General features: G+C 72.7%; 22 protein-coding genes. 12 read left to right on the plus strand and 10 right to left on the minus strand.

Annotation, left to right across the window (positions count from 1 at the left end; genetic code table 11):
* Nucleotides 1-6: 6 nt before the first annotated feature.
* The gene (panB, locus tag IEZ13_RS23975) at nt 7-837 is read right to left on the minus strand and encodes a 3-methyl-2-oxobutanoate hydroxymethyltransferase (RefSeq protein WP_183226094.1); all 831 of its coding nucleotides are present in this window, start codon (nt 835-837) and stop codon (nt 7-9) included.
* 100 nt (nt 838-937) lie between these two features.
* Complete coding sequence (locus tag IEZ13_RS23980) at nt 938-2,686, minus strand: NAD+ synthase (protein WP_183226093.1); 1,749 nt, start codon at nt 2,684-2,686, stop codon at nt 938-940.
* 112 nt (nt 2,687-2,798) lie between these two features.
* Between IEZ13_RS23980 and IEZ13_RS23985 the strand changes: the two genes are divergently transcribed.
* On the plus strand, nt 2,799-4,151 hold the full coding sequence (locus IEZ13_RS23985; protein ID WP_183226092.1) for a glutamine synthetase family protein: 1,353 nt from the start codon (nt 2,799-2,801) through the stop codon (nt 4,149-4,151).
* Between the two features lie 201 nt (nt 4,152-4,352).
* Here IEZ13_RS23985 and IEZ13_RS23990 read toward each other — a convergent pair whose 3' ends face one another.
* Both IEZ13_RS23990 and IEZ13_RS23995 read right to left on the minus strand, forming a co-directional pair.
* On the minus strand, nt 4,353-5,117 hold the full coding sequence (locus IEZ13_RS23990; RefSeq protein WP_183226091.1) for a hypothetical protein: 765 nt from the start codon (nt 5,115-5,117) through the stop codon (nt 4,353-4,355).
* Nucleotides 5,114-5,749, minus strand: coding sequence for an RNA polymerase sigma factor (locus IEZ13_RS23995; RefSeq protein WP_183226090.1), 636 nt, complete (start codon nt 5,747-5,749; stop codon nt 5,114-5,116). The genes IEZ13_RS23990 and IEZ13_RS23995 overlap by 4 nt, the downstream gene beginning before the upstream one ends.
* 167 nt (nt 5,750-5,916) lie before the next feature.
* Between IEZ13_RS23995 and IEZ13_RS24000 the strand changes: the two genes are divergently transcribed.
* Entirely contained in the window at nt 5,917-6,342 is a 426-nt protein-coding gene (locus IEZ13_RS24000; protein ID WP_183226089.1) for a DUF350 domain-containing protein, read from the plus strand.
* A 1-nt stretch (nt 6,343) separates the two neighbouring features.
* Here the strand turns inward: IEZ13_RS24000 and IEZ13_RS24005 are convergent, their stop codons facing one another.
* Nucleotides 6,344-7,492 carry a low temperature requirement protein A gene (locus IEZ13_RS24005; RefSeq protein ID WP_183226088.1) on the minus strand — a complete coding sequence of 383 codons (1,149 nt, stop codon included), beginning with the start codon at nt 7,490-7,492 and terminating at the stop codon, nt 6,344-6,346.
* A 56-nt stretch (nt 7,493-7,548) separates the two neighbouring features.
* On the opposite strand from IEZ13_RS24005, the gene IEZ13_RS24010 reads away from it, so the two are divergent.
* Nucleotides 7,549-8,265, plus strand: coding sequence for a helix-turn-helix transcriptional regulator (locus IEZ13_RS24010; protein WP_183226087.1), 717 nt, complete (start codon nt 7,549-7,551; stop codon nt 8,263-8,265).
* Here IEZ13_RS24010 and IEZ13_RS24015 read toward each other — a convergent pair.
* On the minus strand, nt 8,246-8,608 hold the full coding sequence (locus IEZ13_RS24015; RefSeq protein WP_183226086.1) for a VOC family protein: 363 nt from the start codon (nt 8,606-8,608) through the stop codon (nt 8,246-8,248). The genes IEZ13_RS24010 and IEZ13_RS24015 overlap by 20 nt on opposite strands.
* 106 nt (nt 8,609-8,714) lie before the next feature.
* Here IEZ13_RS24015 and IEZ13_RS24020 point away from each other — a divergent pair, with 106 nt between their 5' ends.
* Complete coding sequence (locus IEZ13_RS24020) at nt 8,715-9,500, plus strand: type 1 glutamine amidotransferase (protein ID WP_183226085.1); 786 nt, start codon at nt 8,715-8,717, stop codon at nt 9,498-9,500.
* Nucleotides 9,500-12,451 (plus strand): bifunctional [glutamine synthetase] adenylyltransferase/[glutamine synthetase]-adenylyl-L-tyrosine phosphorylase, encoded by a 2,952-nt coding sequence (locus IEZ13_RS24025; protein ID WP_183226084.1) that lies wholly within the window; start codon nt 9,500-9,502, stop codon nt 12,449-12,451. The genes IEZ13_RS24020 and IEZ13_RS24025 overlap by 1 nt, the downstream gene beginning before the upstream one ends.
* Here IEZ13_RS24025 and IEZ13_RS24030 read toward each other — a convergent pair whose 3' ends face one another.
* Together IEZ13_RS24030 and IEZ13_RS24035 are read right to left on the minus strand one after the other, a co-directional pair.
* Complete coding sequence (locus IEZ13_RS24030; RefSeq protein ID WP_183226083.1) at nt 12,452-13,192, minus strand: hypothetical protein; 741 nt, start codon at nt 13,190-13,192, stop codon at nt 12,452-12,454.
* A 55-nt stretch (nt 13,193-13,247) separates the two neighbouring features.
* Entirely contained in the window at nt 13,248-13,688 is a 441-nt protein-coding gene (locus IEZ13_RS24035; RefSeq protein ID WP_183226082.1) for a MarR family winged helix-turn-helix transcriptional regulator, read from the minus strand.
* 66 nt (nt 13,689-13,754) lie between these two features.
* Between IEZ13_RS24035 and IEZ13_RS24040 the strand changes: the two genes are divergently transcribed.
* Nucleotides 13,755-13,958 carry a hypothetical protein gene (locus IEZ13_RS24040; RefSeq protein WP_183226081.1) on the plus strand — a complete coding sequence of 68 codons (204 nt, stop codon included), beginning with the start codon at nt 13,755-13,757 and terminating at the stop codon, nt 13,956-13,958.
* Here the strand turns inward: IEZ13_RS24040 and IEZ13_RS24045 are convergent.
* Nucleotides 13,955-15,616: a hypothetical protein gene (locus tag IEZ13_RS24045; RefSeq protein ID WP_183226080.1), complete on the minus strand. Its 1,662-nt coding sequence runs from the start codon at nt 15,614-15,616 to the stop codon at nt 13,955-13,957. The genes IEZ13_RS24040 and IEZ13_RS24045 overlap by 4 nt on opposite strands.
* 57 nt (nt 15,617-15,673) lie before the next feature.
* Between IEZ13_RS24045 and mptB the strand changes: the two genes are divergently transcribed.
* From mptB to IEZ13_RS24070, 6 genes are all read left to right on the plus strand, one after another.
* Nucleotides 15,674-17,059: a polyprenol phosphomannose-dependent alpha 1,6 mannosyltransferase MptB gene (gene mptB, locus IEZ13_RS24050; protein WP_183226079.1), complete on the plus strand. Its 1,386-nt coding sequence runs from the start codon at nt 15,674-15,676 to the stop codon at nt 17,057-17,059.
* Complete coding sequence (locus IEZ13_RS24055; RefSeq protein WP_183226078.1) at nt 16,986-18,122, plus strand: glycosyltransferase 87 family protein; 1,137 nt, start codon at nt 16,986-16,988, stop codon at nt 18,120-18,122. The genes mptB and IEZ13_RS24055 overlap by 74 nt, the downstream gene beginning before the upstream one ends.
* A 9-nt stretch (nt 18,123-18,131) precedes the next feature.
* On the plus strand, nt 18,132-19,877 hold the full coding sequence (locus tag IEZ13_RS24060) for an esterase-like activity of phytase family protein (protein ID WP_203833928.1): 1,746 nt from the start codon (nt 18,132-18,134) through the stop codon (nt 19,875-19,877).
* A 17-nt stretch (nt 19,878-19,894) separates the two neighbouring features.
* Complete coding sequence (locus IEZ13_RS47545; protein ID WP_260179625.1) at nt 19,895-20,020, plus strand: hypothetical protein; 126 nt, start codon at nt 19,895-19,897, stop codon at nt 20,018-20,020.
* A 67-nt stretch (nt 20,021-20,087) separates the two neighbouring features.
* Nucleotides 20,088-21,023: an ATP-binding cassette domain-containing protein gene (locus IEZ13_RS24065; protein ID WP_183226077.1), complete on the plus strand. Its 936-nt coding sequence runs from the start codon at nt 20,088-20,090 to the stop codon at nt 21,021-21,023.
* 5 nt (nt 21,024-21,028) lie between these two features.
* Nucleotides 21,029-21,781 carry an ABC transporter permease gene (locus tag IEZ13_RS24070; protein WP_183226156.1) on the plus strand — a complete coding sequence of 251 codons (753 nt, stop codon included), beginning with the start codon at nt 21,029-21,031 and terminating at the stop codon, nt 21,779-21,781.
* On the opposite strand, the gene IEZ13_RS47550 is transcribed toward IEZ13_RS24070, so the two are convergent.
* Nucleotides 21,707-24,781, minus strand: a complete 3,075-nt coding sequence (locus IEZ13_RS47550; protein WP_183226076.1) for an ATP-binding protein — start codon at nt 24,779-24,781, stop codon at nt 21,707-21,709. The genes IEZ13_RS24070 and IEZ13_RS47550 overlap by 75 nt on opposite strands.
* Nucleotides 24,782-24,788: the final 7 nt, after the last annotated feature.

Raw genomic sequence — 24,788 nt, forward strand, 5'->3', positions numbered from 1 at the left:
TTTGATCTAGAAGGTGTGCTCCGCGGCCGGGAACTCGCCGCCGCGGACCTCGGCGGCGAATTGTCGCGTGGCCTCGGTGAGGGCGCCGGCCAGGTCGGCGTAGCGCTTGACGAAGCGCGGCGCCTTGCCGGTGCGGAGGCCGGCCATGTCCTGCCAGACCAGCACCTGGGCGTCGGTGTCGGGGCCGGCGCCGATGCCGACCGTGGGGATCGGCAGTTCCTTGGTGACCTGCTTGGCGACGTCGCCGGGGACCATCTCCAGGACCACGGCGAAGGCGCCCGCGTCGGCGACCGCGCGGGCGTCGGAGAGGACCTCGGCGCCCTCGTTCTCCCGGCCCTGGACGCGGTAGCCGCCGATGGCGTGCTCGCGTTGCGGGGTGAAGCCGATGTGCGCCATCACCGGGATGCCGGCGCCGGTGATCGCCTCGATCTGCGGGGCCATCCGCCGGCCGCCCTCGAGTTTGACGGCGTGGCAGCCGCCCTCCTTCATGAACCGGACGGCGGTGCGCAGGGCCTGGGTGGGGCCCTCCTCGTAGCTGCCGAACGGCAGGTCGCCGACGATCAGGGCGGTCTTGGTGGCCCGGACGACGGCGCGGACCAGCGGCAACAGTTCGTCGATGGTGACCGGGACGGTGGTCTCGTACCCGAAGACGTTGTTGGCCGCCGAGTCACCGACGAGCAGGACCGGTACGCCGGACTGGTCGAAGATCTGTGCGGTGTACATGTCGTAGGACGTGAGCATCGGCCAGCGATCGCCGCGGACCTTGGCGTTGAGCAGGTCGCGGGTGCGGACCCGGCGGGTGGGCGGGCCGCCGTACAGGGTCGGAATCTCCGACATCGTTCAACTCCTCCCTCGAGGCCGCGTGGATGCGGTCCCCGGGTCCGCACATCCTCGCACTTTCCATCCGACCACCCCAGCCCTCGCCCTTGAAAAGGAACTAAAATCCTCGTCCCTCACGAAACAGGTTGGTGATGGGGAGGCGACGATCACGGCCGAACGCCTTCCCGGAGATCTTGGTCCCCGGGGCGGACTGGCGCCGCTTGTACTCCGCGAGGTCGATCATGCGGAGCGTCCGGTCGACCAGGGCCGGGTCGTTGCCGGCCGCGATCAGCTCGTCGCGGCCCAGGTCGCGGTCCACGTACCCCTTGATGATCGGGTCGAGGATCTCGTAGTCGGGCAGCGAGTCGGAGTCCTTCTGGCCGGGGCGCAGCTCGGCGCTCGGCGCCTTGGTGATCGAGTTCTCCGGGATCGGGGGCGTGCCGGGCTGCGTGTTCCGCCATCGTGCGAGCTGCCACACCATGGTCTTCGGCACATCCTTGAGCGGATTGAACCCGCCGACCGAATCGCCGTAGAGGGTCGAGTAGCCGACCGCCAGCTCGCTCTTGTTCCCGGTGGTCAGGACCAGGTGGCCCTCCTGGTTGGAGAGCGCCATCAGGACCACGCCGCGGACCCGGGCCTGGAGGTTCTCCACAGCGAGGCCGGAGAGCGACATGTTCGCCAGGAAGCCGTCGACCATCGCCTGGATGGGCTCGGTGCGGTAGTCGAGGCCGGTGCGTTTGGCCAGGTCGGCGGCGTCGTCCCGGGAATGGTCCGACGAGTGGCCGCTGGGCAGTGAGACGCCGACCACCCGCTCCGGGCCGAGGGCGTCGACGGCGATGGCGGCGACCACCGCGGAGTCGATGCCGCCGGAGAGGCCGAGGATCACCGAGCGGAAGCGGTTCTTGTCCACGTAGTCGCGCAGGCCCAGGACCAGGGCGGACCAGATCTCGGCCGCGTCCTCGATCCGGTCGGCGACGCCGCCGCTGCGACGTTGGTGCGGAATGTCCGTCTTGAGGGCGATCTCCCGGCGGCCGATCCGCATCCCGTCGCCGTGCTCCGGGGCCGGCGGCCCATCGACCGCCCGCGGAAGGTCCAGGTCGTGGACCAACAGCTCCTCGACGAACTGACCGGTACGGGCGAGCAGCTCCCCCTCCGCGGACACGATCATCGAGTCGCCGTCGAAGACCAGCTCGTCCTGCCCGCCGACCATGTTCACGAACGCGACCGTGGCGCCCGCCTCGACGGCGCGCCGCCGGACCAGCGCGAGCCGGACGTCGTCCTTGTTCAGCTCGTACGGCGAGGCGTTGATGTTGACGACCAGCCCGACGCCGGCCCGTCGTGCCGCGGTGAACGGCCCGCCGGCCTGCCAGATGTCCTCGCAGACGGTGAGCGCCACGTCCACCCCGCCGAGCCGGACCACGGTGAGCGTGTCGCCGGGTTCGAAATACCGGTCCTCGTCGAAGACGCCGTAGTTGGGCAGGTGGTGCTTGTAGTAGGTGGCCACCACCTCGCCGCGGTGCAGCAGCGCGGACGCGTCCCGCCGGCCGGCGCCGGGCTCGGCGTCGGAGCTGATCGCGGCCGGGCCGTCGGCGTCCACGTAGCCGACCACGACGGCCACCTCGCCCAGCCCGTCGGCGGCGAGATCGGCGGCCAGCGATCGGAGCGCCCGCTGGGAGGCCTCCACGAAGGAGTTGCGGAAGACCAGATCTTCGATGGGGTAGCCGGTCAGCATCATCTCCGGGAACGCCACCAGGTGCGCGCCGGCGCCGGCCGCCTCCCGTGTCCAACGGCGCACGGCGGCCGCGTTTCCGGAGATGTCACCGACTGTCGAGTTCACCTGAGCGAGGGCGATGCGCAGCGTGGGCATGCCCTCATTCTTCCCTGGAGAACCGGGAATGGATCCTGACCCGGGCCGACGTCACAGGGGGCGCGCAGCGTAGTCTCACCTCGATAGGTAGACATCCGGACGAGGGGTGGCAGTGGACCGACAGCAGGAGTTCGTGCTTCGCACGCTCGAGGAGCGCGACATCCGTTTCGTCCGGCTCTGGTTCACCGACGTCCTGGGCACGCTGAAGAGCGTCTCGGTGGCTCCGGCCGAGCTCGAGTCCGCCTTCGAGGAGGGCATCGGCATCGACGGCTCGGCGATCGAGGGCTTCGCCCGGGTCTACGAGTCCGACATGATCGCCATGCCGGACCCCACCACGTTCCAGGTCTTCCCGTTCGAGGGCGGCTCCAGCGGCGAGAGCGCCCGGATGTTCTGCGACATCCTCATGCCGGACGGCAGCGCCGCCTGGGCCGACCCGCGCCACGTGCTGCGCCGCGCCCTGGCCAAGGCCGCCGAGAAGGGCTTCACCTTCTACACCCACCCCGAGGTCGAGTTCTTCCTGATCCAGGACGGGGCGAACGACGGCTCGGTGCCGGTCCCGGTGGACAGCGGCGGCTACTTCGACCACACCACCCACGCGGTGGCCCGCGACTTCCGCCGCCAGGCCGTGCTGGCCCTGGAACGGATCGGCATCTCGGTCGAGTTCAGCCACCACGAGGTCGCGCCCGGCCAGCAGGAGATCGATCTGCGGTACGCGGACGCGCTCACCACGGCCGACAACATCATGACGTTCCGGCACGTGGTCAAGGAGGTGGCGCTGTCGCAGGGCGTCAAGGCCACCTTCATGCCGAAGCCGTACACCGATCAGCCCGGCTCCGGCATGCACACCCACCTGTCGCTGATGGAGGGCGAGCGCAACGCCTTCTTCGACAGCGAGGACCCGCAGCGGCTCTCCAAGACGGCACGCGCGTTCATCGCCGGTCTGCTGGTGCACGCCCGGGAGTACACGGCCATCACCAACCAGTGGGTGAACTCCTACAAGCGGCTCTTCCCGCTCCAGCTGCCGGACCGGATCACCGAGTCCCCGGCGTTCGTGAGCTGGGGCCACCTGAACCGGTCGGCGCTGGTCCGGGTGCCGGCGTTCGGCAAGCCCAGCTCGGCCCGGGTCGAGGTCCGGTCGATCGACTCCGCCGCGAACCCGTACCTGGCCTTCGCGGTCATGCTCGGCGCCGGCCTCAAGGGCATCGAGGAGGGTTACGAGCTGCCCCCCGGCGCCGAGGACGATGTCTGGTCGCTGTCGCCGGCCGAGCGCAAGGCCGCGGGCTACGACGCCCTCCCGGAGAACCTGTCCGAGGCGATCGAGGTGATGGCCGGCTCCGAGCTGGTCGCCGAGGTGCTCGGCGAGCACGTCTTCGACTTCTTCCTCCGTAACAAGCGGGCCGAGTGGGAGCAGTTCCGCCGCGAGGTCACGCCGTACGAGCGGCAGCGGTACCTGGGCGCGCTCTGAGCCTACGGAACGAGAGAAGGGCCGGGAGTGTGCGCTCCCGGCCCTTCTCTGTAGGCGCCAGACGGCGGCGGTGTCCGAGCCGCCGCCGTCTGGCTGGTGCAGCCGCCGGGCGCAGGGTGGGGGCGACCCATAACCGGCAACTGACCGATAAGGCACCCGGTGGACCGCCCGTTCCCCAGATCCGGTCCACCGGGTGCCGGCTCATTCGCGGCGTGGCCCCATGCCGCCGTGTGTCCTCGGCCGGTTCGGCGGCCTCCGGTCGCCGTCCCAGGTGGGGCGGGTGCTGACCGAACCGCTGGGGCGGGTGCTGACCGAACCGCTGGGGCGGGTGTTGACCGAACCGCTGGGGCGGATGCCGCAGAACCCCTCCACCCGGGCACGGTCCTTCTCGCCGGCCCGCCGGACCAGTTCGCGGAAGCGCTCGTCGTCCAGCGCGCGGCGGCGGTTCTCCCGGTCGTGGCGGGTGAACTCGCGGCAGAGGTCGGCGACCCGGTCCGGGCCGGCGCCCGGCGACCCGGACGACCGGGGGCGGGCCGGCGCGGACGGTGTGGGCGACGCGGACGGTGTGGGCGACGTGGACGGCGACGGCTTCGGCTCGGGCGCCGCGCTCGGTGAGACGGACGCCGCCGGTGCGCTGACCGGGCCGGGAAGGGTTCCGTTGTTCGCGGCCAGGGCGACCCCGCCGACCGTCGCGGTCGTCGCGAAGGCGGCCGCCGCCACCTTGACGGTGAGCAGCTTCGACAAGGCCGACCAGACGACCGGGAATCTGCGGGTGCGCCCGGCGGAGGACGCGGTGGCCGCCCGGAACGCCGCCACGGCGGCGGCCTCACCGGCCAGCTCCCGGGCGGTGGCGGGAGCCTTCGCGGCGGCCAGCACCCGGTCCAGGGGCAGCCCGGTCCGGTCGCCGCGCAGCAGGCTCTCCGCGGTCGTCCGGTCCATCGGGGTCCACTCCTCGTCGCTGGTCATCTCATCTCCTTCAGCGCCGCGGCTGCCGAAGTCGTCACAGCGGGTTTCCAGGAGGGGGATCGGGGCGGCTCGGGTGGGTGCCGTGGGTCCCGCTGGGCGAGCTTGGCGGCGAGCTGGCGCAGCCCCCGGTACGCGGCGGTCCGGACCGCCCCGGCCCGGCGCCCGAGGATCCGGCCGGTGCTCGTGGCGTCCAGCCCGACGACCACCCGCAGCATCACCGCCTCGGCCATCTCCGGCGGCAGCGACGCGATCAGGGCCACCGCGTCCTCGGTGGTGACCAGCTCCAGGGCCCGGTCGGCGGTGTCGTCGCCGGCGCTCATCTCGGCCAGGAACTCGACTGGGACACCGACTTGCGGCCGGCGTCGCTGGGCGCGCAGCAGATCCATGGCCCGGTGCCGGGCGATCGTCGCGGTCCAGCCCCGGAACCCGTCCCAGTCGCCGGAGAACTTCCGCAGGTCCCTGGCGATCTGCAACCACGACTCGGAGGCGACGTCCTCGGCGTCGTCGCTGACCAGCACCCGGAGGTAGCGCACCAGCGCCGGTTGCTGGGCCCGGTAGAGCCGGCGGAACGCCTCCTCGTCCCCGGCCTGCGCCGCGGAGACGACGGCGTCGAGGTCCTCCGATGCCACCATCCAAAGACCTCCGAGCCTCTCGTCGGCCACACCCCGGCATGCGGCCTCCTCTGGTACAGCGCCTCCTGACCGAAAAACGTCACCACCATGATCGATACGGCCGATCGACGTGGTAGATCGGCTCCGATACGGTCTGGGTCGACGATTTCGGGACAAGGGAGTTTGCCGTGCTGGAGGAACTGCTCGAGGGCGCCGGGCGCAGCATAGTGTTCGGGCTGATCGGCATCGGGTTGATGGCGGTCGGGTTCGTTTTGATCGATGTGCTCACGCCGGGCAAGCTGCGCGACCTGATCTGGGTGGAGAAGAACCCGAACGCCGCGCTGCTGCTGGCCTCGAATCAGCTCGGCATCGCCGCCATCGTCTTCACCTCGATCTTCACCACGTGGGACTCGTTCGGTGAAGGGCTGGCCTCGACCGCGCTGTTCGGCCTGGTCGGCATCGGCATCATGGGCCTGGCCTTCCTGGTGCTGGACTGGCTGACCCCGGGCAAGCTGGGCGAGGTCATCTGCACCCAGGAGAAGCACCCGGGGGCACTGGTCAGCGCCGCGTCGCACTTCGGCGCCGCGCTTATCGTCTGCGCCTGCATCGCTTGATCTAGCCCGCGTTACGGCCGAAGTCACCGATGGCTTCGGCCATGCCCAGACGACGGATCCGGGGCAGATCCTCCGCGATCGCCCCGGCGGCCATGATCAGTGGGATCGCGGCCAGCTGCGCCACCGCGACCAGATGGCCGAGCGGTGTCACCGCGAGCACCAGCGCGGCCCCGGCCACCCGGTGCCACACCCCGGAGAGCCGCAGCAGCCGCAGGAAGGCGGCGTGCCCCAGCAGATAGAGGGCCACGCCGCCGCTCAGCGCGAAGGCCGGCCCCCAGTGCAACGGCTCGAACGCGTGCCCCACCGTCTTCTTGACGCCCACCGCCGTGACCACGATGCCGAGCAGCATCGGCACGTGCCCGTAGCCCCAGGCGTTCAGTGCCAGCCGGGCCCGGCGCAGCGGGTCGGACATGCCGGCCAGCACGTGCTCGGCCCGCTTGTCGTCGCCCGCGAAGTAGCACCACCACAGGTAGTAGGCGATGCCCAGGCCGAGAACGGCGACCAGGATCGCGCCGCCGTCCAGGTGCACCTCCCGGAAGCCCAGCCCGATCGCGATGATCGACTCACCGATCGCGATGATCATGACGAGGCTGTGCCGTTCGGCGAAGTGGCCCGCGGAGATCGAGTGCATCTCGGCCGGGTGCACGTAACCCGCGGTGATCTGCACCAGCGGCGCGGCGATCCAGCACAGGTGCCGCCACGGCTCCGGCAGCAGGCCGCCGGCCAGCACCAGGGCGGCGGCCAGCAGGTTGAGCGGGCCGAGAGTGCGCATCATCCGGACCGCCGCCGGGCCCGCGTGCAGGAACAGCACCGAGTGGACGACGTTCACCAGCAGGTAGCTGACGCCGAAGATCCAGCCGTACGCCCCGAACGCCTCCGGGATGGCCAGCGCCATCACCAGGAACCCGGCCATCCCGGCGAGCAGCAGGGTGCGCCGGGTGGTGGTCGGCGCCACCGCGTTGGTGAGCCAGGCGTATCCCGAGTACATCCACCAGACGACGGCCAGGATCAGCGTGGCGTCGATCAGGCCGCGCGGCGACAGATCGTGGGCGAGCGCGTCGGCGAGCTGGGTGACGGTGAAGACGAAGACCAGATCGAAGAACAGCTCCAGTGTGGACACCCGGATGCCGGCGGACTCGCTCGTCGTCATGCCGGCAGCGTAGGCGAGAACTGTTTCTGTCGTACCCCCGCTCTAGCGTGCGAGGGGTGAACCGAACGGATCGGCTGTACGCGCTCGTCGAGGAGCTGCGGGCGGTGGCGCCCCGCCCGCGCAGCGCCCGCTGGCTGGCGGAGCGCTTCGAGGTCAGCGTGCGCACGGTGGAGCGCGACATCTCGGCACTCCAGCAGTCCGGCACCCCGGTCTACGCCGAGACCGGCCGCACCGGGGGCTACTGCCTGGACCGCTCGCACACGCTGCCGCCGGTCAACCTGACCCCGGAGGAGGCGGTCGCCATGGCCCTCGCCCTGCGCTCGATGGGCGGGACTCCGTTCCGGCAGCCCGCGGTCACCGCGCTGCACAAACTGGTCGCCGCCATGCGCCCGGAGGACGTGGCGGCCGCGCGCGCCCTGGCCGAGCGGATCCACCTGGCCGGCGACCCGCCACCGACTCCGGTGCCACGGCTGGCCGGCCGGGCCGTCGGAGTGGACCGGGTGCTCCGGATCGGCTATTCCGACCGCCACGGCGCCGTGACCGAGCGGGAGGTGGAGCCGCTCGGCTACGCCGGGATCGGCGACCGTTGGTATCTGATCGCCTGGTGCCGGCTGCGGGACGCGGTGCGGGTGTTCCGGCCGGACCGGATCACCACGGCGACACCGACCCGGGAGGCGGTGCGGCACCGGCCGCTCAGCGAGACCGGCCTGGACATCCCGCACCACCTGTCCCCGTTCAGCCTGACCGGCGATCTCAGCCCGCGGGCGGGGTGAAGATCTGGAACTGATTGCCCGACGGGTCGAGCACGTGGGCGAGGGTCAGCCCGTCCGCCGTGGTCCGCTTCACCAGCACCTTGCCGCCGGCCGCCTCGGCCTGCCGGCAGGTGGCCTCGGTGTCGGCCACCACCACCGAGAAGACCGCGTGGTTCGGGCCCCCGCTGTTCGCCAGGCCGCCCTGGAGGCCGCCCTCACCCGGCGTGGTGATGATCCGGTAGGCGGCGCCGGCCGTCTCGTCGTCGGCGAAGGTCCATCCGAACAGCTCGCCGTAGAACCGCTCGGCCGCCTCCGGCTGGTCGGTGCCGATCTGGAACCACCCGATCTGGTTGACCGCTGTCATCGTCTTCTCCTAGGAACTCGTGGTCGGAACCAGGGACCACTCTGGTCAAGCGTCCCGACAGCGTCCTGTCGGTGTTTCCGCGGGCGGCAACGGTTAGCCTCGACGGGTGGCCACCGCTCTAGTCATCGAGAACGACCCCAGTGACGACGCCCGGCGCCTCGGCGACTGGCTGACCGAAGCCGGCCTGGAGCTCACCGTGCTCCGGCCGCACGCCGGTGACGAGCTTCCCGAGATGCTCGACGGCTATCTCGCCCTGATCGTGCTGGGCGGCGAGCAGAACGCCTACCCGGCGGCCGACGGCACCCCCGGCGCCCCCTGGTTCCCGGCCCTGGAGGGGCTGCTGCGCAAGGCGGTCCGGCACCGGGTGCCGACGCTCGGCGTGTGCCTCGGCGGGCAGTTGCTGGCCATCGCGCACGGCGGCCACGTCGAGCGCAGCACGGCCGGGCCGGAGATCGGTCCCGGGCTGGTCGGCAAACGCGACGCCGCCGACAACGACCCGCTGTTCAAATGGGTGCCGCTACTGCCCGACGTGACCCAGTGGCACCGTGACGAGATCACCGAGCTGCCGCTGAACGCGACCCTGCTGGCCGCCTCCTCCCGCTACCCGAACCAGGCGTTCCGGATCGGCGACCGCGCCTGGGGCCTGCAGTTCCACATCGAGTGCGACGCCGACATGATCGCCGACTGGGTGCGCGCGGACAGCGCCACCCTGGCCGAGCTCGGCTACGACCCGGAGGCCGTGGTGCTGGCCACCGCCGGGTCGCTCGCCGACGTGGAGGAGGTCTGGCAGCCGTTCGCGGTCCGCTTCGCCTCCCTGGCGCTGGGCACCCTGCCCGACGCCGACATCCCGAACCAGGTCGTCGGCCGGACCCTGCCACTGCTGGGGCAGTGATGACCAGGCCCACCCGCCTGGCCCGCTACGGGTTCGCCGACAACGGCGCCCGGGCCACCGACCTGCTCGGCCCGCAGGGGCTGCGGCTGTGGGACACCGAGGCGCAGGCGCCGGTCGACGAGCAGGCCGCCGGGCTGCTCGAGGCGCTCTCCAAGGCCGCCGACCCGAACCTCGCGCTGCGCCAGCTGCACCGCATCGTCGAGTCGGTGGAGCGGCGCGGCGACGACCCCGGCGAGCTGCTCGGGGCGCTGGCCGACGACCACGGTCTGCGGCGGCGGCTGCTCGCCGTGCTGGGCGCGTCGTCCACCCTCGGCGACCTGCTGGTGGCCAACCCGGGGGAGTGGCGGATGCTGGCCACCGGGACGAGCGGCGGGCCACCGGACGCCGACGGGGGGCTGGCCGACTTCACGGAGCTGACCGTTCCGGCACTGCGTACCGCGTACCGGATCTCGCTTCTGAGAATCGCGGCAGCCGACCTGACCGGCGGCAGAGGGCTGGAACCCACTATGGCCGCCCTCTCCCGCCTGGCCGATGAGACGCTGGCCGCCGCCTACGCGATCGCGGTGGCCGCCCTGCCGGAGAGCGTGGCGGAGCCGCGTCTCGCGGTCGTCGCGATGGGCAAGTGCGGCGGCAACGAGCTGAACTACGTCTCCGACGTCGACGTGATCTTCGTGGCCGCGAGCGACGAGGATCTGAGCGCCGGCACCACGATCGCCGCCCGGATCATCGAGATCGGCGGCCAGGTGGCCTGGCCGGTCGACGCCGCGCTGCGCCCGGAGGGCAGTCGCGGCCCGCTCGTGCGCACCCTCGCCAGCCACCAGGCCTACTACCGGCGCTGGGCCCGGACGTGGGAGTTCCAGGCGCTGCTCAAGGCCCGTCCGGCGGCCGGCGACCTGGCCCTGGCACAGGAGTGGATCGCCGATCTGGCGCCGCTGGTCTGGCACGCGGCCGAGCGGCCCGAGGCGGTCGCCGACGTCCGCGACATGCGCCGCAAGATCATCGACAACGTGCCGAAGAAGGAACTGGACCGGGAGATCAAACGCGGTCCGGGCGGGCTGCGCGACATCGAGTTCGCGGTGCAGCTGCTCCAGCTCGTGCACGGCCGGGTGGACGAGACGTTGCGCGGCGGCGGCACGCTTCCGGCGCTGCGCGCCCTGGTCGCCGGCGGCTATGTGGGCCGCGAGGACGGCGAGACGCTGCTGCGCGGCTACCGGTTCCTGCGCGGCGTCGAACATCGACTGCAACTGCAGAACCTTCGGCGTACGCACACCGTGCCGGACGATCCGGACGGACTGCGCTGGCTCGCGGCCGCCCTGGGGTACACCGCCGTGCCCGGCCGGGACGCCGTCGAGGCCTTCCGGTCCGACTGGGTGGGGCACGCCGCCAACGTCCGCCGCCTGCACGTCAAGCTGCTCTACCGGCCGCTGCTGGAGGCGGTCGCCCGGGTGCCCGCCGAGGAGCTGCGGATGACCCCGGAGTCGGCCCGCCGCCGGCTGGAGATCCTCGGGTTCGCCGACCCGGCCGCCGCGCTACGGCACCTGGAGGCGCTGACCGGTGGCGTCACCCGCACCTCGGCGATCCAGCGCACCCTGCTGCCGATGCTGCTCCAGGACTTCGCCGACGCCCCGGAACCCGACCGTGGCCTGCTCAACTACCGGCAGGTGTCGGACAAACTGGGCAGCACGCCGTGGTATCTGCGACTGCTGCGCGACGGCGGACCGGTGGCCCGCCGCCTGGCCCGGGTGCTGAGCCTCTCCCGGTACGCCACCGACCTGCTCACCCGCGACCCGGAGGCGCTGCGCCTGCTCGCCGAGGACGCCGAGTTCCAGCCCCGGCCGCGGGAGACGCTGCTGGACGGGTTCGCGGCGGCCGGCGACCGGCACACCGACCCGGTGAACGCCATCGGCGCGGTCCGGGCGCTGCGCCGCCGGGAGCTGTTCCGGCTGGCCAGCGCGGACATCCTGAGCCACGGCGGCGACCTGGCCCCGGACCGCCCGCTCGGCGTCGACGCCATCGGGGTGGCCCTCTCCGACGTCACCGACGCCACCCTGAACGCGGCGCTGCGGATCGCCCGGCGCGCCAAGCCCGGCCCGGCCGGGCTGCGGTTCGCGGTCATCGGCATGGGCCGGCTCGGCGGGTACGAGATGAGCTACCCCTCCGACGCCGACGTGCTGTTCGTCTACGAGCCGCCGGCCGGCTGCCCCGAGGGGGAGGCCAGCGCCGCGGCGCACGCCATCGCCGAGGAGATGCGCCGGCTGCTCAACGCCCCCGCCCCGGATCCGGCCCTGGGCGTCGACGCCGACCTGCGCCCGGAAGGCCGGCAGGGCCCGTTGGTGCGCAGCCTCCAGGCCTACCGGCAGTACTACGACCGCTGGTCGAAGGTGTGGGAGGCGCAGGCGCTGCTGCGGGCCCGGTTCGTCTGCGGCGACGTGGAGTTGGGGCAGCGGTTCGAGGCGCTGGCCGACCGGATGCGCTACCCCTCCGGCGGCCTCACCCGCGAGCAGGTGGTCGAGATCCGCCGGATCAAGGCCCGGGTGGAGACCGAGCGGCTGCCCCGCGGCGCCGACCCGAACACGCACACCAAACTCGGCCGGGGCGGTCTCGCCGACGTCGAGTGGGCGGTCCAGCTCACCCAGCTTCGGTACGCCCACGACCTGCCCGGGCTGCGCCGCACCCGGACCCTGGAGGCGCTGTCCGAGGCCGCCGGGGCCGACCTGGTCAGCGAGCCGGACGCGGCCGAGATGGCGGCCGGCTGGACGCTGGCGGCCCAGGTCCGCAACGCCCTCACCCTGGTCCGCGGCCGCCCCACCGACCAGCTTCCCCGGCACGGGGTCGAGCTGGCGGGCGCGGTGCTCCTGCTGGGCGGCGGCGACCCGGGTGAGTTCGTGGACCGGTACCTACGGTTGACCCGGCGGTCCCGGGCCGCGATGGAGCGGGTGCTGGAGTCCTGATCAGCACGGCTCGTTGGTGGCGTCCCCGCGCAGCATGCGGTAGGTGTTCCCGGCGGTGCTGAGCACGTAGACGGCCCGCCAGCGGGTGCAGGTCTCGTCGAGCCGTTCCGGTGGCCCGTGCCCGTCCTTCTGCTCGCTGCGGAAGGTCACCTCGGCCCGCAGCCGCCCGGACGCCGCCTCGGCCAGCCGGACCAGGACGACGTCCGAGTCCCGGGTCGTCGACGTGCCCTCGGCGAACGCCGCCATCTGCCGGGCGTCCGCCGGGTCGATCTCACCGGCCGGGTCGAGCACCCCGGCGACGGCCCGGTAGTCCCGTTCGTTGATCCCGGTGAAGTACGTCTCCAGCATGTCCGCCACGTCGCCGGCCCGCGGATCGGTGACCGCCGCGGCCACGGTGACCAGGTCCACCGTGTCGTCCTCCAGGATCGGGGTGGTCGGCGCGGCGCTCGGGATCGGTGCGGCCCGTGGGGCGGGACGGTCCGGGCCCAGCAGCCGCGGTCCGCCCATGACGGCGGCCGTCACCAGCGCCGCGATCAGGACGGCGATCGGCAGAGCGGGAATCAGCCGGCTGCGGGCCGGCGGCCCGTTCGGCTCCGGATCGGCCGGTTCCGGAATCCAGAGCGGCGGTGGCTCGGGCGGCTCCCAGATGGCCGCCCGCGGCGCCGGGCGGGGGCGGTGACAGACCGCGCACTCGTCCGGCGTGCCGGTGTTCCGTTCCCCGCAGTCGATACAGACCCACATGCATCTGCCAACGAGCCCGGCCCATCCAAGGCGGCGGATGTCACGCCTGCGGGTGTCAGCCGGTCGCGGCCGCTATCACTCTTGTCAGTGCGGTATGCACCTGACGAAGGTCCTCGATCGGCATGCCGAGCCGCTCGACCACCGCGGGCGGGATCCGCTCCGCCTCGGCCCGCAGCTCCCGGCCCCGCCCGGTCAGCGTGATCGCGAGGCTGCGCTCGTCGGCCCGGTCCCGCTCGCGCCGCAGGTAGCCGATCGCCTCCAGCCGCTTGAGCAGCGGGGACAGCGTGCCCGGGTCGAGTTGCAGCAGCTCGCTGAGGCGGCGCACGGAGAGCGGGGCGTGCTGCCAGAGGGCGAGCATCACCAGGTACTGAGGATGGGTCAGGCCCATCGGCTCCAGCAACGGGCGGTAGATCGCCACGACACTGCGGGCGGCCACCGACAGCGCGAAGCAGACCTGCTGCTCCAGCGCCAACGGGTCTTCCACGGGTTCGCTCATCACCGGCTACTCTAGCAATCGTTGGTGCACCAATGATTGGCCTGCAAACTGTTTGAGGAGCGCGTCGTGTCGAGGTTCTCGGAGTGGTTCCACCGGACGTTCGACGACTGGGCCTTCCGGTCGTTCATCGGCCCGGCACAGACCAGGGGCGCCGTCCAGGGGTGCGACGAGCCCGCCCGCGAACAGTGGAAACGCGACCTGGAGAACCGGAAGCGCTACACCCGCGAGCAGCGCGAGCGCAAACGCGCCGAGAGGGGCGCCCGCTCCTAGGCCCGGACCAGGCGGCTGGTCAGTGTGTAGCGGCCGGCGGCCGGGACCCGGACCCGGGTCCACTCGCCGTCGGCGGTCACCGTGGCGCCGCCGGAGGCGGTCAGCCAGCGGTGGTGCCGCACCCGGACGGCAACCTCGCCGGCCGCGGGCGCGTCGAAGACGATCGTCGCGCCGTCCTGCCGGACCAGTGTCGCCGGGGCGGCCACGATCGGGCGCGGATCGGCCACCTCGTAGAGCCGCCAGTGGGCGTCACTCCAGATCAGCGACAGGTACGGCAGACCGGCGGTGACCATCTCCGCCTCCGTCCGGCCGGGCCACGCCAGCTCCACGTCGGGGACGGCCACGAACTGGACCGCCTCGTCGTCCAGCCAGGCCCGGTAGGAGTCGGGGGTCAGCGTTACACCGGTCCCGGAAGCGCCCGGAACCGTGGTGAAGAACAGCGGGTTCCGGTCGATGTCGGCCTGCCGCAGCCAGCCCCGGGCCAGCGGGATCCCGCCCATCGAGGCGGCCTCCCAGTAGGACCGGGTGGTCGGGATCTCCACCCGCCCGGTCAGCGTCCCGGCCGCCAGCCGCTCCCGCAGCGGCCGGAAGTAGGCGTCGTCCGCCGACGGGTTCCCGATGTCGCGCACGTCACCCGGCACCACCATCGGCTGCCACCACGCCACCGCGACGAGCAGCGCGAGCAGCGCGAGCGCCGGCCTCCAGCGGCGAGTCGTGGCCGAGGTTTCCGCAAACCCCTCAGCGGTACGAGGAACCGCGCGCTCACCCGCATGGGAAACGGCGCCTATCGGGGTACGGAGCATCGCGCGCCGGGGCCACGTCGCGTAGGCGGCCAGCACGGGGAGGGCGAACATCGTCGCGAGGCGGGTGGCGTTCAGGCCCACCGGGGTGTGGATCAGCGCGGCGGCCAGCACCCCGGCCGACGCCAGCAGCGCCCCGATCCGGACCGGCCGCAGCGGCACGAGCAGCGCCACCAGCAGCCCGGTCACCACGGCGTGCAGGGTGTCGGTGCGGCTGATGTTCATCCATCCGCCGTCACCGAAGAGCAGCGCGGTCACCGCGAGCGGCACCGCCGCCGGCACGGCGAGCAGCAGCCCGTCCCGGAGCCGGCGGCCGCCGCCGGGGAGGGCGGAGAGGATCAGGGCGGTTCCGGCCAGGCCGGTGAACAGGCCGGCGACCGGGCTGGTCGCGCCGGCCAGGAACGCGGGGACAGCCGCGAGGCGGCGCCAACGGGGGAACGTGAGCAGGGCCACGGCGGCGAGGCCGAAGCAGACCCCGAGGCCGTACGTCACCCGGCCGCTCACCAGGTTTCCGGCGAACCCGGCCACCCCGAGGAGGGCGCCCAGCAGGGGCCGGGCCGCGCCGGTCCGGCGGAACAGCACCGCCAGCAGCACCGGTCCGGCGACCAGGGTGAGCACGCCGGTCAGCCGCACCCCGAGCAGGGCCATCACCGGCTGTGACACCAGGCTGTAGCCGAACTGCTCGACCCCGGCGTACCAGCGCAGATCGACCGGGGTGACGCCGTGTTCGGTGAAGAAGCCGGCCCGGGCGACCTGGGCGGCGAGGTCCGAGCCCATCGGGGGAAGCAGCAGGTAGACGGCGCCGAGGAGCACCGCGGCCAGCGCGGTGATCCACTCCACCCGGTGCCGGACCCACATCCCGCCGACCCTACCGCCACCATCCTGGTAGCAGCCTGTCACGGTAGGGTCCCTGTCATGCCCCGTCCCCGTCTCGTCCGTTACCTGGGCCTGGCAGGGAGTCTGTTCCTGGCGGGAGCGGCCTGGCTGGGCGGCGCGAGCAGCCCGTGGGAACCCACGGTGACGCCGCGCACCATCCTGGCCGGGCGCGAGGGCGTGCTGCTGCCACTCTGCTGGCTGCTCGGCACGGCGCTGCTGATCGTCGCGTGGTGGGCCGGGCGACGGGCGGTCCCCAGCCTGCGGTGGGCCTACGTCACGGCCGGGCTGTGGGCACTGCCACTGCTGCCGTTTCTGCCGCTGGGCAGCTACGACGTCTACTCGTACGCCTGTCAGGGTTGGCAGCAGGCGGCCGGGCTCAACCCGTACGCCGGTGGTGTCGATCTTCTGGGTTGTCCCTGGGCCGACGCCGTGGCACCGACCTGGCGCACCTCCCCGGCCCCGTACGGCCCGGTGTTCCTGGTCCTGGCGGCGATCGCCGCGAAGCTGGGCGGCTCGCTCACCGGGACCGTCGCCCTGCTCCGTCTGATCGCCGTGCTCGGCGTCGTGGCACTCGGCTGGTGTCTCCCGAGGATCGCGCGCCGGGCCGGAGTGCCGCCGGAGCGTGCCGTGTGGCTGGTGCTGGCGTGCCCGCTCGTACCGATCCATCTGGTCTCCGGCGCCCACAACGAGGCGGTGATGGTGGCGCTGATGGTCGGTGGGCTGACCGCGGCCGTCGCCCGCCGGCCGCTGCTGGCCGGGGTCCTGCTGGGGCTGGCCGTCGGGGTGAAGGCGACCGCGGTCGTGGTGCTGCCGTTCGTGGTGCTGCTGTTCCCGGGGCTGTCCCGGAAGGCGATGGTCGCCGGGGGAGCGGCGGGTGCGCTGGCGGCCGTCTCGTTCGGCTCCGGGCTGGGCCTGGGCTGGGTGTCCGGTCTCGCGGGCAGCGGGGTGTCGGTGCAGTGGACCGCGCCGCCGACCGCGATCGGCATGACGCTGGAGCTGTTCGGCGTGCCCGGCGCGGTGGCCGTCACCCGGATCCTGGGGATGATCGCGCTGGCCGGGGTGCTCATCGTGCTCTGGCTCCGCGCCCGGACCGGCGACCCGCTGGTGTCGGCCGGGCTGGCGCTGGCCGCGACCGTGCTGCTCGCGCCGGTGTTCCATCCGTGGTACGCGCTGTGGCCGCTGGCCGTCCTGGCCGCCACCGTCCGGCGCGACACCCGGTGGCTGGTGGCGCCGCCCGCGGTGGCCGCCGCCCTGTGCCTGCCGGACGGCTACAACCTCGCCCTCGCCACCAAGGCGCAGGGCGCGATCGTGATGACCCTGCTCGCCGGTTACCTAGCGTGGAAAGTTATGCATGAAGCGAAAAGCGATAGTCGCCGTCCTGGCGTTGATCACGGTGACGCTGATCGTCATCGCCGGGTTCCGTAACACGTACTTCGACTCCCGGGTCTACTACGGGGCGATCGTCTACTGGTTCCGTGACGGCGGCATGGTCTACGACTTCCTGCGGCCGGGGACCCCGTACGGGTTCACGTACCCGCCGTTCGCCGGGCTGGTCATGTACCCGATGGCGCTGCTGCCGCTGCTCGGCGTGATGACCGTCGCGACGATCATGACGGTGGCCACCACGGCGCTGCTGGTGCACTGGCTGGCCGGCCCGGAGATCGAGCGCCGGGGCTGGACGCGGTGGTTCGCCCTGTCGGTGGCGGTCTGCCTGGCGCTGTCGTTCGAGCCGGTGCGCGAGACGATCACCTTCGGTCAGGTCAACATGCTGCTGCTGGCGCTGGTCGCCGGGGACATGCTGTTCGGGCTGGCCCGCGGCCGTAGGTGGGCCGGTATCGGCATCGGCCTGGCCACCGCGATCAAGCTGACCCCCGGCGTCTTCATCCTCTACCTGCTGGTCACCCGGCGCTGGCGGGCCCTCGGTACGGCGATCGGCGCGGCGGCCGGGGCCACCCTGCTGGCGGGGGCGATCTTCCCGGACGAGTCCCGGGAGTTCTGGACGTCGGCGCTGTGGGACACCAACCGGGTCGGCCTGCTCTACTTCCTGTCCAACCAGTCGGAGCGCGGCCTGCTGGCCCGGCTGCCGATCGAGGTCGTCGAGTCACGGGTGTGGCTGGTCTGCGTGCTCGCGACCATGGCGGTGTGGGCCTGGCGGGTGGCGCGGAGCCGCGACGACGTGGTCGGCGGCCTGGCGCTGACCGGCATCCTGGGCTGCCTGATCAGCCCGGTCACCTGGATCCACCACTGCGTGTGGCTGATCCCGGCGCTGGTCCTGTGCATTCTCCACGGTCGTCCCTATCTGGGCTGGTCGGCGTACCTTCTGATGACTTCGCACGTGACGTGGCTGTGGGAGAAGCGGCCGCGGCCACCGCTGGAGCTCATCGGCGGCAACATTTATGTCTGGTTCAGCCTGGCTCTGCTCATCTGGACACCGGTCGGCACGCGTCGTTCGTCTGACGTCCACGAACCGGACAAGATCATCGCGTAGTCAGGGCGCATGTCCATTCGCCGTACCACCTCGGCGGTCGTGTCCGTCGCGGTCCTGGCAGTGCCGTCCGCGGCGGCGGCACACGGCCGCGCCCCGGAATTCCGCCGGCTCTCCACCTTCCCGGCCTACCTGAACTCGTCGATCGGCGACACGGCGGCCGCGGAGATCTCCACCGTCACCGAGGACGGCCGTACGGTCGTATACACCGACAGCCCGGGCAAACGCCTCGGCTTCGTCGACATCAGCGACCCGGCGGCGCCCAAGCCGGCCGGCGCCCTGGCGGTCGGCGGCGAGCCCACCTCGGTCGCCCACCTGGGCCGTCTGCTGCTGGCCGGTGTCAACACCAGGACCAGCTTCACCGACCCGTCCGGCAAGCTGGTCGTGATCGACGCCGTGAGCCGGAAGACCGTTCGTGAGATCGACCTGGGCGGGCAGCCCGACTCGGTCGCCGTCGCCCCGAGCGGCCGCTATGTCGCGGTCGCGATCGAGAACGAGCGGGACGAGGACGTCGACGACGGCGCGATCCCGCAGGCGCCGGCCGGGTGGCTCGCCGTCGTCGACACCCGGACGTGGGCGGTCTCAAGAGTCGATCTGTCCGGCTTGTCGGCGGTTGCGCCCACTGATCCGGAGCCCGAGTACGTCAGCGTCAACTCCCGCGACGAGGCCGTCGTCTCGCTCCAGGAGAACAACCACCTCGCCGTGGTGTCATTGCGGGACAAAAAGATTATCTCGGACTTTCCGGCAGGGGAAGTCACGGTCGAGGGCGTCGATGTCGCCGACGACGACCGGATCACCCTCGACGGGACGATCACCGCCAAGCGGGAGCCGGACGGCGTCGCCTGGATCACCGACGACCTGTTCGCCACCGCCAACGAGGGCGACTACCAGGGCGGCTCGCGCGGCTGGTCGATCTTCTCGAAGAAGACCGGCAAAGTCGTCTGGGACGCCGGCAACAGCCTCGAGCACATCGCCGTCGCCTACGGCCAGTACCCGGACAAGCGCTCCGACGCCAAGGGCATCGAGCCGGAGAACGTGGCGTTCGGGGTGTTCAACCGGGTGCCGTACGTCTTCGTGAACGCCGAGCGCGGCAACTTCACCGCCGTCTACGACGTGTCGAACCCGCTGAAGCCGAGATTCCGGCAGCTCCTCCCGACCACCAACGGGCCGGAGGGCGTCGTCGCCGTACCGTCGCGGGGTCTGGTCGTCGTCTCCAGCGAGGAGGAGGACCCGTCGATCGGCATCCGCGGCACCGTCCAGGTGTTCGGAATCGGCTCCTCGAAGAACCAGCGGGTCGTCTCGAAGAACGACATCCCGTGGGGCGCCCTCTCCGGCCTCTCGGCGGTGCCCGGCAGGCGTGACCGGCTGGCCGCCGTCACCGACGCCGTCTACTCGCCGACCCGCGTCCTCGGCCTCACCGCCGACGGCGTGATCGACAGTGAGCTGACCGTGACCAGGGACGGAGCGCCCGTGGGCTACGACGCCGAAGGCCTGGTGGTGCGCCGGCAGGGCGGTTACTGGCTGGCCGTCGAGGGTCAGAACCTTCTGGTACGCCTGAACGCGCGCGCCGAGGTGCAGGAGGAGATCCCCCTGTCCCCGGACGTCGCGGCCGCGATCACCAGCAACGGCCTGGAGGGCATCGCCGAGGTCGGCGCCTCGGTGTGGGTGGCAGTGCAGCGCACCATCAAGGGCGACCCGGCGAACACCACCCGGATCGGCCGCTACGACACCGTCACCAGGACCTGCTGCCGCTGCTGAGGGCGGACGGCGGCTGGGTGCAGGACAAGGTCGAGGGCCTCGCCGTCGCCGGTGACGGCCGCACCTACACGGTCACCGACAACGACGGCATCGACGACGCCACCGGCGAGACCGTCTTCCTGGATCTGGGCCGGCTGCTCTGATACCCGCTGACACGGCGCCGACTGTCACATCAGCGCCGTGTCAGCGCCGCCGGGCACCGTCTCCACCATGGATGACACGAACGCGATCGTCGCCGAGGGCCTGGTGAAACGCTACGGCGACACCACCGCCCTGGACGGCGTGGACCTGGCCGTCCGGGCCGGGACGGTGCTCGGCCTGCTCGGCCCCAACGGCGCCGGCAAGACCACCGCGGTACGGGTGCTGGCCACCCTGATCCCGCCGGACGCCGGCCACGCGACCGTCGGCGGCCACGACGTGGTCCGGCGGCCGCACGAGGTCCGCGGGCTGATCGGCCTCACCGGCCAGTACGCCTCGGTCGACGAGTCCCTGACCGGCACCGAGAACCTGCTCATGATCGGCCGGCTGCTCGGCCTCTCCCGTCCGGCCGCCCGCGACCGGGCCCGTACCCTGCTGGAGCGTTTCGACCTGTCGGACGCCGCCGGCCGGGCCGCCGGGAAGTACTCCGGGGGCATGCGCCGCCGCCTCGACCTGGCCGCCAGCCTGGTCGGCCACCCCCGCCTGCTCTACCTGGACGAACCCACCACCGGCCTGGACCCGCGCAGCCGCAACGAGGTGTGGGAGATCGTCCGCGGCCTGGTCCGCGACGGCGTGACCGTGCTGCTCACCACCCAGTACCTGGACGAGGCCGACCAGCTCGCCGACGAGATCGTGGTGATCGACCACGGCCGGGTCATCGCCACCGGCACGCCCGCCTCGCTGAAGGCCCGGACCGGCGCGCAGACCGTCACCGTCCGCCCCGCCTTCGCCGACCAGCTCGCCCGGGTCCGGGACGCGGTGGGCCGGGTCGCCGCCGGGCCGGCCGTGGTGACCGGTGAGATCGTCACCGCCCCGGTCAGCGACCCCGGCGCGCTCGCGAAACTCGTCCGCGACCTCGACGAGCACGGCCTCACCGTGGACGAGCTGGCGCTGCGCAGCCCCAGCCTGGACGAGGTCTTCCTGAGCCTGACGGGAGCGAACTCGTGACCACCATGCCGCTGCGCAACACCGCGACCCTGGCCTGGCGCACCCTGGTCCAGATCAAGCACAACCCGTTCGAACTGATCGACTTCAGCGTCCAGCCGATCATGTTCCTGCTGCTGTTCACGTACGTCTTCGGCGGCGCCATGGCGGGCAGCCCGGCCGAGTACCTGACCTTCGCCCTGCCCGGCATCATCGTCCAGAACCTGATCTTCGCGACCATGAACACCGGCATCGGCCTGAACACCGACATCAGCAAGGGCGTCTTCGACCGGCTCCGGTCCCTGCCGATCAGCCGGTTCGCGCCGCTCGCCGGCCGGATCAGCGCCGACGTGATCAAGCAGGCCTGGGCGATCGCCCTGCTCCTCGGGCTCGGCATGGTCCTCGGCTTCCGGATCGAGACCGGTCCGGTCGCGGTGCTGGCCGCGTTCGGCCTGCTGCTCGTCTTCGCGATGTCGCTGTCCTGGCTGTCGGTGCTGGTGGCGATGCTGGCCAGCGCCCCGGAGAAGGTGCAGATCTTCGGGTTCGTGGTGTTCTTCCCGATCACCATGGCCAGCGGCGCCTTCGTCGACCCGTCCACCATGCCCGGCTGGCTGGAGGCGTTCGCCGAGATCAACCCGACCACGGTCCTCACCGACGCGGTCCGCGGGCTGCTCAGCGGCGGGCCGGTCGCCGGGCCGGCCATCTGGTCACTGGTCTGGGCGGCCGGGTTCCTGGTGGTCTTCGCGCCGCTCTCGGTGCGGGCCTTCCGCCGCCGCGTCTAACGCGGTCCGCATGGTGACGCCGGTGCCACGCCGGTAGGACTCCTCGAAGCCCGCGTCGCCCAGTGCGGCGCGGGCCTCCCGCTCCACCCGGTCCGAGTGCCGGTCGGAGCGGTCCCGTGAGCCGCGGACCGCGTCGGCGGCCCCGAGCAGCGTCGCGGCCCGCGCCGGATCGCCGGCGCGCGCCGCGAGATCCGCCGCACCGGTCAGCGTCGCCGCGACCACCGGCCCGTCCAGCGCCGACACGGCGACCCGCAGCGCCTCCCGGTGCAGCCGGTCCGCCCGGTCCAGATCGCCCGCGGCGCCCTCGGCCAGACCCGCGGTGGTGTACGCCAGAGCCCGGAACTGCGGCGCCACCGTCGACCGGTCGATCACGCGCAGCGCCGCCGCGGCCAGCTCCCGGGCCTCGGTCACCCGCCCCTCGGCCAGCGCGATGGTGGCCCGCCCGTGGTGCACCGCCGCGACCACCGCTGCCCCACCGTCCTCCCGGGCGTGCTCGTCCGCCCGGTCGAGCATCTCCCGCGCCCCGTCCAGGTCCCCGGTCAGCCACAGTTGGTGCGCCAGCTTCACCCGGAACTGCGGCAGCTCCTCCCGCAGACCGACCTCCTCGATCAGCGCCAGGGCCTCCCGCTGACAGGCGACCGCGCCCTCCCGGTCACCGCGGGCCGCCGCCAGGTCGGCCAGCGTGGTCAGCGTCGACCCGAGGCCCCAGCGCTCGCCGACCGCGCGGAACCCGGCGAGCGCCTGCCGCAGCTCGGCCTCGGCGGTCTCCGGCTCCTCACCGAAGTTCAGCCGGATCTGGGCGATGAACATGACCGCCACCGCCCGCAGCCACGGATCCGGATCGTCCAGCAGCGCCCGCGCCCCACCGAACGAGTCATCGCCCCGATCCGCCGAGGAGAGCGTCACCAGTGGCGGGAGCAGGCGCAGCAGCGGGTGTGTGCCGTCGACACCGGCGGCCGCCTCCCGCGCGTTGCGGAACGCCGCCTGCACCTCGGTGAACTCCATCGGGCCCTCGATGCCGTTGATGGCGGAGAACGCGTACACCAGCGCCAGCTCCGCCCGGTCCGCCGCACCCGGCAGGGCCAGGGCCTCCCGGCACAGCGTCGCCCCCTCCGCCCGGTGCCCGCCCAGCCACCAGTAGAAGCCCAGCGCGGCGCAGAACGCGACCGCCGTGGCCCGGTCCGCCGCCACGATCGCCGCCCGCGCCGCCGCGTGCAGGTTGTCGTGCTCGACGGCCAGCCGGCGCATCCAGGTGAGCTGCTCGGCCCGGCGCAGCCGCGGCTCCGCCTCCCGGGCCAGATCCAGCAGGTGACCGGCGATCGCCCGGCGCGCGTCCTCGGCCTCCCCGGCCTCGTCCAGGCGCTCCAGGCCGTACCCGCGGATCGTCTCCAGCATCCGGTAGCGGCCGTCCGCGCCCAGCACCAGCAGCGACTTGTCCACCAGGGCGGCCAGCGGATCCAGATCGGGGCCGCACACCCGCTCCACGGCGGCCACGTCTGCGCCACCCGGCAGCAGCGCCAGCCGCCGCCACATCCGCCGCTCCGGTTCGGACAGCAGATCCCAGCTCCAGTCCACCACCGCGCGCAGGGTGCGATGCCGGGGCAGGGCGGTCCGGCTGCCGCCGGTCAGCAGGCGGAACCGGTCGGCCAGGCGGTCGGCGAGCACACCGACGGGCAGGGTCCGGGACCGGGCCGCCGCCAGCTCGATGGCCAGCGGAATCCCGTCCAGGGCGCGGCACACCCGTACCACCGCGGGGGTGTCGTCACGCGTCAGCGTGAGCCCGGGCGCCCGGTCGAGCAGCAACCGGACCGCCGGAGCCCGGCCCGCCACCTCCGGACCGGCGCCCGCCGGAGGCAGACCCAGCGGCTCCACCGGGAACAGCCGCTCACCGGCGATGCCCAGCGGCTCCCGGCTGGTCGCCAGGATCCGCAGCCCGGGCGCGGCCCGCAGCAGCACGTCCGCCAACTCGGCGGCGGCGCCGATCACGTGCTCGCAGTTGTCCAGGACCAGCAGCATCTCCCGGGCCGCGACGGCCTCCCGCAGCCGGGCCAGTGCGGGCGCGGTCTCCCGGGCCAGTGTCACCGGGCTCCGCAGGTTCAGGGCGGTCAGCACCGCCTGCGGGAGTTCCGCCGGATCGCGGACCGGGGCCAGCTCGGCCAGCCACACCGGACCCGGCAGCCGGGCGCCCACCTCGACCGCCAGCCGGGTCTTCCCACTGCCGCCCGGCCCGGTCAGGGTGACCAGCCGGTGCGTGCCGGCCAGCGCACGAACCGCACGGACGTCGTCGTCACGGCCGACGAAACTGCTCACCTCGGCCGGCAGATTGCCCCGCCGGCCGGTCTCCCGCAGCAGATCCAGATGCAGGGCGGCCAGCTCCGCCGACGGATCCACCCCGAACTCGTCGGCCAGCCGCCGCCGGATCCCGGCGAAGACCTCCAGCGCCCGGCCCCGGTTCCCGGCCCGCCGCAGCGCCCGGATCAGCAGCGTGGCCAGCGATTCGTCCAGCGGGAACTCGTCCGCCAGCGCCTCCAGCTCGGCGACCACGTCCCGGTCGGCCATCTCGGCGGCCAGCCGGGCCCGCTGGGCGGTCAGCCACAGACCCCGCAACCGGACCGCCTCGGCCCGGGCCGACTCCGGGAACTCCGGGTCGCCACGCCACAGCTCCAGAGCCTTCCCCGGATCCTCCGCGACCAGCCGAGCGAAGCGGTGGGCGTCCACCCGGTCCGGATCCAGGACCAGGCGATATCCGGTCGGCACGGCCTCGATCACCAGGTCCGGCACGGCGCGGCGCAGCCGGGACACCAGCGCCTGCAGCGCGTTTCCGGCGGCGCCCGGCGGCGCCGCACCCCACACCCCGTCGACCAACCGGTCCGCGGAGACGGCGCGGCCCGCGTCCAGGGCCAAGAGCACCACGAGGGTACGGAGACGAGCACCCGGAACCGGGAACGGCCGCCCGTCGCCGTTCTTGACCTGTAGCGGCCCCAGCACCCCGATCTCCACCCGACAG

Source organism: Actinoplanes campanulatus (genome assembly GCF_014647795.1).
GTDB lineage: Bacteria > Actinomycetota > Actinomycetes > Mycobacteriales > Micromonosporaceae > Actinoplanes > Actinoplanes campanulatus.